The sequence below is a fragment of the Dongia soli genome (assembly GCF_034044715.1).
In the GTDB taxonomy this organism is placed as follows: domain Bacteria; phylum Pseudomonadota; class Alphaproteobacteria; order Dongiales; family Dongiaceae; genus Dongia_B; species Dongia_B soli.
Genome location: NZ_JAXCLW010000001.1, coordinates 1,171,002 through 1,184,070, shown reverse-complemented (window position 1 = coordinate 1,184,070; position 13,069 = coordinate 1,171,002). Strand labels below are relative to the sequence as shown.

The window sequence follows — 13,069 nt, the reverse complement described above, 5'->3', positions numbered from 1 at the left end:
CCAGCGCTTTTTCCGGTCGTTTGCGGCACTCAATGCCATGTTGGGCGCGCAACGGCGGGGCCTTGTCATCTTTCTTGCGCTGCCGCTCGTCCTGACACCCGCCGCGGTCTTGGCGCAGCAGGCAAAAGGGACGGCGGATCCGGGGCCGGTGGCGACACCGACCCAGGCGGCACCACCCCTGCACAAGATGGGCGTTTCGGCGAAGGACCGTCGCCGGCGCGTCGATTCCAGCCAATGGCCTTGGTCGTCGCTGGGGCGGATCAACCGGGTCATCGGGGGCCATTGTACCGGCGCCCTGATTGCCGCGAATTGGGTCCTGACCGCCGCCCATTGTCTCTACAACTTCAATGATCGCCGCTGGGCAATCCCCAGCGATGTGCATTTCGTCGCCGGCTATGATCGCGGCAAATTCGCCGGCCATGGCATCGCCAAGCGTTTCGTCCTGTCGCCTGGCTTCATTCCCCGGAGCAATGGCGATCTCGGCGATATCACCCGCGACTGGGCGTTGATCGAGCTGGATCGGAAGCTCGACCTGAAGCCGATCCCGATCGCCGCGCAGGACCTGACCTTGGGCAATGGGCAGGCCCATGTCGCCGTCGCCGGCTATAGCGGCGACTTCCGCGAGGTCTTGACCGCAGACCAGGATTGCGACGTGATCGCGCAACTGACGCCGGGCCCGGCGGATGCCAAGCTTTGGCTGCATGATTGCGATGAAACTTTCGGCGCCTCCGGCGCGCCGCTGCTGCATGCCGCGGGCGGCAAGACGGAGATCGTCGGAATCCAGAATGCCATCATCACCACCGGGGAAGGCCGCGAATTCAGCACCGCTGTTCCGCTGAGCGCCTTTCATGCAGCGCTCAGCCAGATCTCAAGATAGGCTTTCTGTATAGATCGCGGCGTCAGCGACCGGAGGTCCCGGGCGTCGCCCCGGCCGTCAGCGGCAGCGGCCGCGCCAGATAGCGGAGCACCACATAGCCCATGACTCCCGAGAGGATCGAGCCGGCAAGCACGCCGAGCCGGACATCGGCCGCGCGCAAATTATCATCGAAGGCCAACGTGCCGATGAACAGGCTCATGGTGAAGCCGATACCGGTCAGGACCGCCACGCCATACATTTGTGACCAGGACGCTCCCTGGGGCAGGCGGGCGAAGCCGAGCCCCACGCACAAAGCCACCATCAGCATGACGCCGATCTGCTTGCCGAGGAAGAGGCCAAGGGCGATGCCGATGCCGACCGGCTCGGCTGCGATGTTCAATCCCATACCCTGCAAGCTGACGCCAGCATTGGCGAAAGCAAAAATCGGCATGATGGCGAAGCTGACCCAGGGATGCAGCGCATGTTCACAGCGTCGCAGGAGGGAACGGTCGGGCCGCTTGCGGTCGCGAATCGGGATGGTGAAGGCCAAGGCCACGCCGGCCAGGGTAGGATGCACGCCGGATTTCAGCACGCAAACCCACATGAAGATCCCGATCAGCACATAGGCTGCCAAGCGGGAGACGTTGCAACGGTTGAGGACGATCAGCGCCGCCAGACCGAGCCCGGCAAGGGCCAGCCACAGCAGCGACAGTTTGGCGGTGTAGAAGAAGGCGATGATGATGATGGCACCGAGATCGTCGAGTATCGCCAGGGCCAGCAGAAAGACCTTCAGGTTGAGCGGTACCCGCGATCCGGCGAGCCCCAGAATGCCGATTGCAAACGCGATATCGGTTGCGGTGGGGGTCGCCCAGCCGGGCAAATTACCCGGGTGTTGCCAATTGAGCGCGCAGTAGATGAGAGCCGGCACCGCCATGCCTCCCACAGCGGCGAAACCCGGCAAGGCGATCTGCGCCACGCTGGATAGCTCGCCCTCCAGGATCTCGCGCTTGACCTCCAGGCCGATGAGAAAAAAGAAGATCGCCATCAAACCGTCATTGATCCAGAGGATCAGCGGCTTGGTCAGGCCGTAAGCCCCCAGCGTAACGCCGGCAGGCAGATTGAGCAGCGCCTCATAGAGCGGCGCCAAAGGCGAATTGGAAATCAGCAGCGCCATGATCGCCGCCGCCAGCAAGATGATGCTGCTGGCGGATTCGAGCTGCAAGAATTTCTGAACGACCGAAAAACGCACCTGCTCCCCTCACCGCTAATCAGTTTGGGGAACAGATATAGGGGGATATCTCGGCGGGCGAAAGCGTAGCCGCCCGGCACAAAACAAGAACCTATTGCAGCAGATTCTGCCCGGCCAGGATAACCGCCATCAACGTGCCGAACGCAGCGCCTTCCAGGATGTGTCGAGCAATCCGGATCATGATTTGCTTTTCCTCTGTTGAGTTCTCGGAATGTTCTCTTCTTATGTTCTTTTTTTGTTCCAAAGTCAAGCCACTTCCCGGCGTCGGCAGAAGCAGCCGTCGAGAAACGAACAGGGGTCGGGGATCGCTTTAAAGGGACGCTTCGGCTAGTGCGGACGGACCGCTTTCAGGCGATAGGTGCCGTCCACCGGTCCCTCGAACATCTTGGCAACCATTGGGTGCCGGCAGGGTTTGTCGGTCTCGTCCGGTAGCAGATTTTGCTCCGAGACATAGGCGACATAGGTGGTTTTATCGTTTTCCGCCAGCAGGTGGTAGAAAGGTTGATCCTTGCTCGGGCGGACCTCGGCGGGGATCGAATGCCACCACTCCTCGGTATTGTTGAAGGTCGGATCGACATCGAAGATCACACCGCGGAACGGATAAACCCGGTGGCGGACCACATCGCCGATCTTGTATTTCGCAAGCCGCATTTCGTTTACCAACTTTCCTGGCGGAGCCCCGGATGGCGCTCATCCGGCCGCAATTGAGAGTCTGACAGCCGGGCATGAGCAGGTTGGGGTAGTCGCAGTCGATATGGCTAGCACGCCGGCAAAGTCAAGTTTGCGACTTGTCCCAGTCTGAACTGTTTAGAACGGGCATCCGCCGGTTCGGGCAGTGACGAGGCTGCAATTCGCTGCCTTTGCCGGCATGCGCCATGATGGTAGGTTGCGCCGCAGCTCACGCCGTCACAAACGCAACAAGGGCGAACGGAACCAGGACGCAGATGACCAATTCCACGAAACCCGGCGGCTTTGCCGGTACCGACAGCTATATTGCGACCCGTGATCTGGAGGTGGCCGTCAATGCCAGCGTGGCTTTGGGCCGGCCCTTGCTGGTGAAGGGCGAGCCGGGCACCGGCAAGACCGTCCTCGCGGCGGAAGTGGCCAGCGCCCTCGGCCTGGACCTCATCCAATGGCATATCAAATCCACCACCAAGGCCGCGCAGGGCCTCTATGAATATGACGCGGTGGCGCGCCTGCGCGATGGCCAGCTTGGCGAAGCCAAGGTGCATGACATCCGCAACTACATCATTCGCGGTAAACTGTGGGAAGCTTTCGCGAGCGAAAAGCAGGTCGTGTTGCTGATCGACGAGATCGACAAGGCGGATATCGAATTCCCCAATGATCTGCTGCAGGAACTCGATCGTATGAAATTCTTCGTCTGAGACGAAGGAGACCGTGACTGCGAAGCACCGGCCGGTTGTGATCATCACGTCGAATAATGAGAAGGAACTCCCCGACGCCTTTCTGCGGCGGTGCTTCTTCCATTACATCCGCTTTCCCGACCGGGACATCATGGAACGCATCGTCGCGGCGCATTATCCGGATATCAAAGCCAATCTGGTGCGCGAGGCTCTGACGCTGTTTTATGAAATCCGCGACGTGCCCGGCTTGAAGAAAAAGCCGGCGACCTCCGAGTTGCTCGACTGGCTGAAGCTGTTGATGGTCGAAGACATCCCGCCGGAAACGCTGAAATCGAAAGACCCGAAGGTTGTGGTGCCGCCACTCTATGGCGCCCTGTTGAAGAACGAGCAGGATCTGCATCTCTTCGAACGTGTCGCCTTCATGGCGCGGCGCGGGCAATAAGGATCACGGCTCATGTTCGCCGGCTTCATCACCGCCTTGCGCAATGAAGACGTGCCGGTCTCGTTGACCGAATATCTGACGCTGATCGGCGCCCTGAAAAGCGGCGTCGTTTCGCTCAGCGTGGAAGATTTTTACTTTCTCGCCCGTGCGACCCTGGTGAAGGACGAAAGACGAATCGATCGGTTCGACCGTGTCTTCGCTGTCTATTTCAAAGGGCTGGAGGCGATCGGTGGTGAGATCCTCGCCGATATTCCAGAAGAATGGCTGCGCAAACTGGCCGAACGCTATCTCACGCCCGAGGAAATGGCCGCCGTACAATCGCTCGGCGGCTGGGATAAGCTGATGGAGACTTTGCGTCAGCGCCTTGCCGAACAGCAGAAACGGCATCAGGGCGGTAACAAGTGGATCGGTACCGCCGGCACCTCTCCTTTCGGCGCCTATGGCTATAATCCGGAAGGCATCCGTATCGGCCAGGATGGGTCGCGCCATCGCAGCGCCGTCAAGGTCTGGGACAAGCGGGAATTCCGCGATCTCGACGGCGATGTTGAACTCGGCACGCGGTCGATCAAGCTGGCCCTGCGCCGGCTGCGCCGCTGGGGCCGGGAAGGCGAAGCGACGGAGCTGGATCTCGGCGGCACGATCGGCGCGACTGCCCGCAATGGCGGATCGCTCGATCTTAAATTGCGGCCCGAGCGGCGCAACAAGGTGAAGGTGTTGCTGCTGCTCGATATCGGCGGCTCGATGGACGATCATGTCGAGGAAACCGCCCAGCTTTTCAGCGCCGCGAAATCCGAGTTCAAGCATCTCGAGACTTTCTATTTCCACAACTGCCCTTACGAGCGGCTGTGGCGCAGCAATCGGCGCCGCTTCGATGCGGCAACGCCGACCCTGGAGGTCATGCGGACCTATGGTCCCGACTGGTCGCTGATCCTGGTGGGCGATGCCACCATGTCACCTTACGAAATCACCGTGCCGGGTGGCAGCGTTGAGCATTGGAACGAAGAGTCCGGCCAGATCTGGCTGGAGCGGTTGCTGCGGCATTATCCGCGTTCCGCCTGGATCAATCCGCGCGATCAGCAGCTCTGGGGCTTCACACAATCCCTGAAGCTGATCGATCAGTTGATGGGCAGCCGCATGTTTCCGCTGACGCTTGACGGCATCGACGATGCCTTGCGGGCGTTACGTCATCGCAATTGAACCGCCAGCGCCCACTTAACCACCGGGCTCGCTGAACAAACGGGCCCCGTCGCTGCGCCAGCGCTGAATCAAACGGTCAACCTGCTTATCGGTGAGGGCGGCGAAGAAAGCACCGATGCGCCTGGCATCGCGGCGGTCCGGCAAGCCGATAAGACGGTCGAGTTCGCTCATCTGCCGGCGCCAGTCCTGCCATTGCGTTTCGAACTGACTGGCATTCAGGCCGGCGGCACGCCCAAGAATGGCAAAGCTTTCGCTGCCGCCATCCCGCAGCAGCCGGCGCAGAAGCGGCGCGCGTAATTTGCAGAGATGCGCCAGCATCACCTCGAAACGCGGCAGATCGTCCTGGGCCAATACGTCGCTCAGCAGCTCGACGGTGACCCGGTGCGGATTGGGGCGCGGCGCCGCCAACATCTCGTCCAGCGGCGAGCCCGGCTCCGCTCGCATGGACGACGTCATGACCGTCGTCTGACCTCGATTGGAAATTTTGCTGCTGGGCTGCGATCGCGCCGGCAGCTCTATGGGTGATGCTGGGGCCGGCGAGGAGGGGGCGATTAGCGTGGTTTCGGTGGGCGAAGAGTCGGTCGGCGAAGAGTCGGCCGGCGAAGTGCCGGTCGGAGCCGCCGGCTCAATCCGCGCGCCGCCGGGGGCTGGTGGCGCGGCGCACAGCGAGGATGCGGCCGGTGTCCCCGGTTGCGGCGCCGCGGGTAAAATCAATGATGGCGTCAACCGCATGTCGGTCTGCGCGGCCGGTTCGACCTGGGGCGAAGCATTCCGCTGCCGATCGGGCCGCAAGCTGATCCTGAGCGGAGTCACCGTGAGGCGCGGCCGGGCCCGTGAGGGGCGAGCCGGCCAGGTTCGCACCGTGGCCCCGATTGGCGACGTTATCGTAATCGTCGGCCCCTTTTTGCCGGCAGCCGGCGGGGGCATGACGAGGGGCTGCAGGATCGTTGGGATTGCCGGGCGCGTTGCCAGATGCCGACCAAGACGCTCCCGGTCGGCGGGATCGGCACGCGGCACCAAGACGATCAGCAACTCAGCCAGCATGTCGCGTTCGCGCGCCGTGAGCCCGGTCCACCGCTCGCACAATAACGCGGCGAGGAGGGCGAACAGGCGGGCGCGGCCCTGCGCCGTGCGATCGCGGGCAATATCAGCCAAATGCAGGAGATTGAATGTCGCGCTTTCCCCCATGATCGGTCCACTATGCCCGCGCCCGGTCGCCTAGCACAACTGGATTGCCGCGGCGGTGTGCCTAAGCCGCCGCCTCATCTTCGTCATCCGAGGAAGGTGACCGATAGGCTCGGCGTAACGGTTCTGCAATCCTGCTACCGAAGCTTTGTTCAAGCGATCTCGTGCCGTCCTATTTCACCTGGGTCAGCTGCGGACCATCCATTACCCGCTCAGGGGGCAGGATGACGATGGCTCGGGTGCCCCTGCCCGGCGTGCTATCGAGGACCAGATCACCCCCATGCAGCCGTGCCAATCCGCGTGACAGCGGCAGGCCGAGGCCGGCGCCGTCGAACTTCCGGTGCAAAGCCGAATCCGCCTGCACGAAAGGCTGCAGGACGCGCTCGATATCCTCGCTCGCTATGCCGATGCCGTTATCGGATACGACAATTTCCAGCCCGCCCTGATCGAGCAGTCGCGCCGAAAGCTTGATATTGCCGCCTTCCGGCGTGAACTTGATGGCATTGCCGATCAGGTTGATCAGGATCTGCTTCAGCTTGCGCTTGTCCGCATTGAGGCGCGGCGGCCGGGACGGCAGAGCGATATCCATTGTCAGCCCCGCTTCCGTCTGGCGTTCGCGCACCAGGCGCAGGACGGAATCGAAGACCTCCTCGAGATTGACCACGCTTTCCATCAGCTGCACCTTGCCGGCCTCGATGCGTGACACATCGAGGACGTCATTGATGATGCCGAGCAGATGCAAGGCGCTGCCGTGAATGTCGCTGATATAAGCGCGGTATTGCGGATTACCCACCGGCCCGATCATTTCCATGCGCATCACGTCGGAGAAGCCGATGATGGCATTGAGCGGCGTGCGCAATTCATGGCTCATATTGGCGAGGAACTGTGTCTTCGCCATATTAGCGACATCCGCCGCCTCCTTCGCCGCGCGCAGGCCGTTCTCACGACGGTTCAGCTCCGTCACATCGGTGGCCGCGCCCCGGAAACCTTGCAGAGCGCCGTCACGCCGGTCGAAGACCGGGACCGCGCTCAACAGGAAAGTCTTCCCCCGGCCTTCGCTGTCATGCATATCGAAGGCCTGTTCGCGGAACGGCGACAGGCGGTCGAAGCGCCGCTTTACGTCATTGGCGAGTTCGGGGTTGGAGCTCAGCGCCAGCAGATTGGTGCCGATCAATTCCTGCGGTGCGCGACCGATGGCATTCATGACGCGTTGCGACACCATGACGAAATTCAGCTGCGCATCGGTCTCCCAAACCCAGTCCGCCGTGAGCCGCAGGAAATCGGCGTAGCGATCGGCGATGACGCTGCTGTCATCCATGCCGACTGTATTTTCCGCAAACAGATTGAGCAGGCCGCCGAAGCCGGTCAACTCGCCGATCGTGTCGAAGAGCGGGACATGACGCGACCGCAGGAAATGCACTGCGCCGCCGGTCTTTACGCGCTGTTCGCGATAGACCGTGCTGCGATTCTGGTCGATCTCTTCCGCGATGTCGCGGAAGCGCATCATTTCCATGAGCTGGCCGCCATCGACCGGCAGTTCGACGATGCGGCGGAAGGCGACATTGCACCAGCGCACCACGCCATCGCGATCCGCCAAATAGAGTGCAGGACCGAAATCCAGCAGCTCTTTATGGAAAATGTCGCGCAGCTGCTCGGGCGATGGCTGGGCATCCCGGACGGGATGCCAGTCAGTGACGATCGCCGTCGGCCTGCTCATTCCTGCGGCGGGTTGGGCGCCGAGCTGGGATTGATCGTTGTCGAACTCATCGACCGGGCCGCCTGTTCGACCTGCTTGACCGCGTACAGGTAGTTGGGGTCGCGCTGCCATCTGTTGATCACCTGTTTTGCATTGTCGGGGGTGATTTTATCAAAAAACGCCAAAGCAGTACCAAGATTGGCGGGATCGGTTATTGCCGTGCCCGGCCGGGTCTTCCGGCTGAGCAGGAAGATCGTCGCAAATTCTTCGCGCGCCAGCTCGATGGCGCGGATCATGACCGCAAGGCCTTCGCCGCCATCCTCATAGAGCAGGCGGCGCACCAGCGGCAGGCGAAGCTGCGCCAGTTCCGCCAGCATGGCTTCGAAGAGCTGCACCTCGCCCCGCCGGAGCGTCTGGATCATGAGACGCGGCGTCAGCTTTTCGGCACGTCGCAATTCCTGCACCAGCCGTTCAGCCGCATCGCTGCCCTCGACATTGACCTCCTCTACCGCCTTGACCTCGTCATGCAAGGCCGGCTCGATCAGATCGTCCAGTTCATTCGCGTTGATCTGAAAACGGTCGAGAATGAACAGGCGCAAGGCGGCCGATACCCAGTAGCACATCTTGACCGCCAGCTCCCGCGGCAGGTCGCTGCGGCGCACCAACGGCCCCTGGAAATCGTCGATCGACCGCGATTGCTCGACGATATAGGCCAAAGTTGCTTCGGAGATCTGCGCATCGGGATTTTCCAGCAAGGCGCGGATGACATCGATATCGCCGCTATCCACCAGCGCATCCGAAACCTGCTGCGAGAGATCGCGCCGCATAGCGATAGCCAGCATATGCTGACGCGATCGCTGATGAATGACCTCCATCAGATCGACCTGATGCAACGCCTTGCACTGCATCAGGATCGGCGCCGCCACATCGATCTCATCATGCGCCAGCAGCAGGGCCAGTTCGCGCGGGATGTTGGGTGCTGCCGCAAGTCGTTGCGACAGACGAACCCGGATATCCCGCGAGACTTCGGTGATCAGCTTCTCGAGAATATCGACCATCAGCGCGCGTTCCTGGACGGTCAAGATCCGCGCCTGATCCATGAACAAATCGCCCATCACCTCGAAGAGATGACTTCGCGCCTGTTCTGATTTTTCTCGGGCCAACGCCAGCAATTCCTGGACGTCGGTGCTGTCTGCCGCCATCAATGCCGCCCCCCAGCGGCTGGCATTCTCGCAACCTTAGGGGACCCTACTCCGTCCCTGTAAAGGCGATGCCATCACGTTCCGAAGCCAAACGAGTACATGCTATCGCAACTCTATCATCAACTATACATAATCATGGTAGTTAAGCTGAATATTAAAGGCAAAACAAGAGGTATTTTCGGCAAAATATTGAAATATAGGGATTTTATACACAAACCGAGGCAGCAAGACGTTAACTATATTCTACCGCGTAGCGGGAATTTTTGAAAGGACGCCTAGGCCGGACCAGCCATTCAGAAAAGATGGTGATGGCGGTCACGCTACAGCAACCTTACGAAGGAAAGCGGGCTCATGATAAGGTGGCGGAGTTGGACCGTCGGATTTAACCACAGCCCGCGACGTTCTTCATTACGAGGCCGCCCCTGTCACTCCATGGTCCAGTCACTATTGCAATTGCTGGAAAAAATCCTCCTCTGGGCCTTGGCGATCTGCCTCTATGCCGGGATTTTCGGCCTGCTCGCCTTCATTGTCCTCGATTTTCTCGAAGCCATTCTGGGGATCGATCTGGTACCGGAGATTAAGCGGCAATTGGGAATTGGCGCGACCATCGCCCTCCTGATTGCGCTGATCGCCTTCCTCTGGCTCGAGCGGTCCGCGCAACGGCCGGACGATCTCTGAGCTCTGTCCTTCGTATATAGGGGTAGGACTTCAGTCTATAGACATCTGATGATTGGATGTCTAACCTCTTGCCATCAAGACCGAGACAACGGACCAAGCATGGCTCTTTCGGCCGCCACTCGTTCCTCCCTGGTTGATCATGCAACCGCCTCACTGAGGGCTGAGATCGCGTCCGGACGCTGGGCGATCGGCGATCGCATCCCGCCCGAGGCAAAACTGTCGGACATGCTGCAGGTTAGCCGCGGTACCTTGCGGGAGGCCGTGCGTGTTCTGAGCGCTGCTGGTTTGCTGGAGGTGCGCCAAGGTGATGGAACCTATGTGCGAAACCAGCAGGACCAGTCAGAGCTGCTGCGGCGCCTCAATCATGCCGATCTGCATCATCATTTCGAGGTCCGGTGCATGCTGGAAGTTCAGGCGGCTGGTTTAGCGGCGCAACGCCATACCGCATCGGACCTCATCCGGCTCCAGCAGTTATTGGCTGCGCGTAACGACCGGCTATCGGACGACAACACCGCCTCAGTCGATGCGTTCGTGGCGCGCGATTATGCGTTCCATGAAGCCGTCATTGTCGCGGCGCATAACCCGGCCTTGCTCGAACTTTATCGCTTGTTTTCCGACACCATTCGCCGGCACATGCCGGCAACCGTCGGCAATGCCCATTTGCCCGAACCCGACGATGCCGCCCATCGGGCGATCGTCACGGCGATTGCGGCGCGCAACCCGCTGGCCGCGGAGGCAGCGGCCCGCAACATCATCGCACCTATTCTGACAGCATTGGAAAATCTGCTGGCCACCCCTGCGGGCGGTGCGGCCTTCGATCAAACATGAAACGGAATCCAGACATGACCCAGCCGCCGCATCAGGCGCAGCTCGCCGACGAACTGATCGATGCCGAGAGCGACATCGTTCCACCGCCGGCACCGGCGCCAAGACCGGCCAAGGGATCGGCATTCCTGCTCGCCGCCAGCCTGGTCTTGATCGCCTTCAATTTACGGCCGGCGTTGACCAGCCTGTCGCCCGTCCTGCCGGAAATCATGCAGGACCGCGGCCTGACCGCCACGGATATGAGCCTGCTGACCACGCTGCCGGTTCTCTGCCTTGGTTTGTTCGCGCCCTTGGCCCCGCATCTGGCCCGGCGTTATGGCACGGAACGCGCCATACTCTATCTGCTGGTGGTCTTGGCTTTGGGCACAATGCTGCGCGGCTTCGGCAGCGTCCCTGCCTTGGTGACCGGCGCGCTGCTCGCCGGGGCGGCGATCGGCATCGTCAATGTGCTGCTGCCCGGTCTGGTGAAACGTGATTTCCCCCATCGCGCCGCCTTGATGACCGGCCTTTACACCATGGCGCTTTGTGCCGGCGCCGCCTCGGCGGCCGGCGCCACACTGCCCTTGAAAGCGCAGCTCGGCAATTCATGGCCTGCCGCTTTGGCCGTCTGGGCCGTGCCTTTGGTGGTGACGATTTTCATCTGGACACCGCAAGCTTTGGGTCTGCGGCATGGCCGTGGCCGCACCGCCTTCACCGTGCGTGGCTTGTGGCGCGATCGCCTGGCTTGGCAGATCACCCTCTTCATGGGGCTGCAATCCGCATTGGCCTATAGTGTCTTCGGCTGGCTGGTGCCGATCCTGCGCGAACGTGGCCTCAATCCGGTGACCGCCGGGCTTGCGGTCTCCGTCTCGATCCTCTGCCAGGTGGCCGCCTCACTGGTGGCGCCAAGCCTGGCCACCCTGGGGCGCGATCAACGATTATGCAATCTGCTTGGCATTGGCATTACGCTTGTCGGCCTGATGGGTCTGCTCTTCACACCGCTCAGCTGGATCTGGCCCTGGGCCGTGCTGCTTGGTATCGGGCAAGGCAGCCTGATCTCAATCGCCCTCACCATCATCGTCTTGCGCGCGCCCGATGCGCATGTCGCGGCCCATCTTTCCGGCATGGTGCAGAGCGTCGGTTATGTCCTGGCCGCGATCGGCCCGCTGCTGGTCGGCCCGCTGCATAGCTGGACCGGCGATTGGTCGGCAGTCGGCATCATGTTCGTGCTGCTGTCGATCGGCGTAGCCATCTTCGGCCTGGGTGCGGGACGGGACCGATTGGTTGGTGTCGTCAGCATGCCGGTTCCCAGCAGCCCCGTCTCGCCGGCGGAGAAGAAGAAATCATGATCCTGGAACATGCAATCCTGGAGGTGAAAGCCGGCCAGGGTGATGCCTTCAAGGCCGCCATGCGCGAGGCCTTGCCGCTGATCCAGGCAACGCCGGGCTTCATTAAGCTGGAGGTCCGCCCGTGCCTCGAGGCCGGCCACCGCTATCTACTGCTGGTCTGGTGGCAGAAGCTGGAAAACCATACGGAGGATTTCCGCGGATCGGATCGCTATCAGCAATGGCGCGCCCTCTTGCATCACTTTTACGAGCCGATGCCGATGGTCGATCACTATAGCGCACCCGTCATCGCCACCGCCGGCTAGGCCGCTTGCCGGCCATCCGCTGCAAATTTGCAGCCGCGCCGTGCAGGATCGACGCTGTCATTTCCCAACATCCCATTGCTATGCTGCGCTGGACAAAGTCACAGGGGAGGAAAGCATGGCTGAATACCGGCTGCATTGCATGAAGGAATCCGGCAATTGCTATAAAGCCGCCTTGATGCTGCAGTTATGCGGCTGCGATTGGGAACCGGTTGGGATCGATTATTTCAACGGCGCCACACGGGAAGCGGCCTTTCGCGATGAATTCAACGAAATGGGCGAAATTCCCGTCCTGGATCATGGAGAGAGGCGCCTTAGCCAGAGCGGCGTCATCCTCACATATCTCGCCGGCATCACCGGCAAATTCGCCGGCCGCAATGAGGATGAAAAACTAGAAATCCTCCGCTGGATGCTGTTCGACAATCACAAATTCACCAGCTATTACGCGACTCTGCGCTTTTTGTTCGGCCTGCAGAAATGCGGCGAGACGCCGGTCACGGAATTTCTGCGCGGGCGCGCGCTAGGCGCCTGGACTGTCGTCGAGAAACATCTGGCATCGCGGCCCTTTCTCGTCGGCGAGATCCCGACAATCGCCGATTTATCGCTTGCCGGTTACGTCTACTACACCGATGAAACCGGCATCGATCGGGCAGCCTTCCCCAATATCAATGCCTGGGCCGGTCGCATTGCCGCGCTACCCGGCTGGCAACATCCTTACAGCCTGATGTCGACAGCTTCATAGCGATCA

General features: G+C 61.1%; 12 protein-coding genes and 1 pseudogene. 8 read left to right on the top strand and 5 right to left on the bottom strand.

The window, feature by feature from the left end; translation table 11 throughout:
* The first annotated feature begins 37 nt into the window (after positions 1-37).
* Entirely contained in the window at positions 38-877 is an 840-nt protein-coding gene (locus SMD27_RS05365) for a trypsin-like serine peptidase (protein ID WP_320507286.1), read from the top strand.
* Positions 878-899: 22 nt separating this feature from the next.
* Here the strand turns inward: SMD27_RS05365 and nhaA are convergent, their stop codons facing one another.
* Together nhaA and hspQ are read right to left on the bottom strand one after the other, a co-directional pair.
* Positions 900-2,105: a Na+/H+ antiporter NhaA gene (gene nhaA, locus SMD27_RS05360; RefSeq protein ID WP_320507285.1), complete on the bottom strand. Its 1,206-nt coding sequence runs from the start codon at positions 2,103-2,105 to the stop codon at positions 900-902.
* 327 nt (positions 2,106-2,432) lie between these two features.
* A complete protein-coding gene (gene hspQ / locus SMD27_RS05355) occupies positions 2,433-2,756 on the bottom strand; it encodes a heat shock protein HspQ (protein ID WP_320507284.1) in 324 nt (107 codons plus the stop codon).
* A 293-nt stretch (positions 2,757-3,049) separates the two neighbouring features.
* Between hspQ and SMD27_RS05350 the strand changes: the two are divergent.
* Together SMD27_RS05350 and SMD27_RS05345 are read left to right on the top strand one after the other, a co-directional pair.
* Positions 3,050-3,911 (top strand): annotated as a pseudogene (locus SMD27_RS05350) (AAA family ATPase).
* Positions 3,912-3,923: 12 nt separating this feature from the next.
* The gene (locus SMD27_RS05345; protein ID WP_320507283.1) at positions 3,924-5,108 is read left to right on the top strand and encodes a vWA domain-containing protein; all 1,185 of its coding nucleotides are present in this window, start codon (positions 3,924-3,926) and stop codon (positions 5,106-5,108) included.
* A 15-nt stretch (positions 5,109-5,123) separates the two neighbouring features.
* Here SMD27_RS05345 and SMD27_RS05340 read toward each other — a convergent pair whose 3' ends face one another.
* The 3 genes from SMD27_RS05340 to SMD27_RS05330 all read right to left on the bottom strand — a co-directional run bounded on the left by SMD27_RS05340 (position 5,124) and on the right by SMD27_RS05330 (position 9,191).
* Positions 5,124-6,296 (bottom strand): DUF2336 domain-containing protein, encoded by a 1,173-nt coding sequence (locus SMD27_RS05340; RefSeq protein ID WP_320507282.1) that lies wholly within the window; start codon positions 6,294-6,296, stop codon positions 5,124-5,126.
* A 169-nt stretch (positions 6,297-6,465) separates the two neighbouring features.
* Positions 6,466-8,010 carry a PAS domain-containing sensor histidine kinase gene (locus SMD27_RS05335; RefSeq protein ID WP_320507281.1) on the bottom strand — a complete coding sequence of 515 codons (1,545 nt, stop codon included), beginning with the start codon at positions 8,008-8,010 and terminating at the stop codon, positions 6,466-6,468.
* Positions 8,007-9,191 (bottom strand): DUF2336 domain-containing protein, encoded by a 1,185-nt coding sequence (locus SMD27_RS05330; protein ID WP_320507280.1) that lies wholly within the window; start codon positions 9,189-9,191, stop codon positions 8,007-8,009. The genes SMD27_RS05335 and SMD27_RS05330 overlap by 4 nt, the downstream gene beginning before the upstream one ends.
* A 432-nt stretch (positions 9,192-9,623) precedes the next feature.
* Between SMD27_RS05330 and SMD27_RS05325 the strand changes: the two genes are divergently transcribed.
* The 5 genes from SMD27_RS05325 (at position 9,624) to SMD27_RS05305 (ending at position 13,063) form a co-directional block, all read left to right on the top strand.
* On the top strand, positions 9,624-9,869 hold the full coding sequence (locus SMD27_RS05325; protein WP_320507279.1) for a hypothetical protein: 246 nt from the start codon (positions 9,624-9,626) through the stop codon (positions 9,867-9,869).
* 99 nt (positions 9,870-9,968) lie between these two features.
* Positions 9,969-10,697, top strand: a complete 729-nt coding sequence (locus SMD27_RS05320; RefSeq protein ID WP_320507278.1) for a FadR/GntR family transcriptional regulator — start codon at positions 9,969-9,971, stop codon at positions 10,695-10,697.
* Positions 10,694-12,022 carry a CynX/NimT family MFS transporter gene (locus SMD27_RS05315; RefSeq protein ID WP_320507277.1) on the top strand — a complete coding sequence of 443 codons (1,329 nt, stop codon included), beginning with the start codon at positions 10,694-10,696 and terminating at the stop codon, positions 12,020-12,022. Before SMD27_RS05320 ends, SMD27_RS05315 begins: the two co-directional genes overlap by 4 nt.
* The gene (locus SMD27_RS05310; protein WP_320507276.1) at positions 12,019-12,324 is read left to right on the top strand and encodes an antibiotic biosynthesis monooxygenase family protein; all 306 of its coding nucleotides are present in this window, start codon (positions 12,019-12,021) and stop codon (positions 12,322-12,324) included. The genes SMD27_RS05315 and SMD27_RS05310 overlap by 4 nt, the downstream gene beginning before the upstream one ends.
* Positions 12,325-12,439: 115 nt before the next feature.
* On the top strand, positions 12,440-13,063 hold the full coding sequence (locus SMD27_RS05305; RefSeq protein WP_320507275.1) for a glutathione S-transferase family protein: 624 nt from the start codon (positions 12,440-12,442) through the stop codon (positions 13,061-13,063).
* Positions 13,064-13,069: the final 6 nt, after the last annotated feature.

What these genes read in the sequence shown, in the direction of transcription:
- SMD27_RS05365 (WP_320507286.1), top strand. Translation starts at nt 38, where the DNA reads ATGTTGGGCGCGCAACGGCGGGGCCTTGTCATCTTTCTTGCGCTGCCG.
- hspQ (WP_320507284.1), bottom strand. Translation starts at nt 2,756, where the DNA reads ATGCGGCTTGCGAAATACAAGATCGGCGATGTGGTCCGCCACCGGGTT.
- SMD27_RS05345 (WP_320507283.1), top strand. Translation starts at nt 3,924, where the DNA reads ATGTTCGCCGGCTTCATCACCGCCTTGCGCAATGAAGACGTGCCGGTC.
- SMD27_RS05340 (WP_320507282.1), bottom strand. Translation starts at nt 6,296, where the DNA reads ATGGGGGAAAGCGCGACATTCAATCTCCTGCATTTGGCTGATATTGCC.
- SMD27_RS05335 (WP_320507281.1), bottom strand. Translation starts at nt 8,010, where the DNA reads ATGAGCAGGCCGACGGCGATCGTCACTGACTGGCATCCCGTCCGGGAT.
- SMD27_RS05330 (WP_320507280.1), bottom strand. Translation starts at nt 9,191, where the DNA reads ATGGCGGCAGACAGCACCGACGTCCAGGAATTGCTGGCGTTGGCCCGA.
- SMD27_RS05325 (WP_320507279.1), top strand. Translation starts at nt 9,624, where the DNA reads ATGGTCCAGTCACTATTGCAATTGCTGGAAAAAATCCTCCTCTGGGCC.
- SMD27_RS05320 (WP_320507278.1), top strand. Translation starts at nt 9,969, where the DNA reads ATGGCTCTTTCGGCCGCCACTCGTTCCTCCCTGGTTGATCATGCAACC.
- SMD27_RS05315 (WP_320507277.1), top strand. Translation starts at nt 10,694, where the DNA reads ATGAAACGGAATCCAGACATGACCCAGCCGCCGCATCAGGCGCAGCTC.
- SMD27_RS05310 (WP_320507276.1), top strand. Translation starts at nt 12,019, where the DNA reads ATGATCCTGGAACATGCAATCCTGGAGGTGAAAGCCGGCCAGGGTGAT.
- SMD27_RS05305 (WP_320507275.1), top strand. Translation starts at nt 12,440, where the DNA reads ATGGCTGAATACCGGCTGCATTGCATGAAGGAATCCGGCAATTGCTAT.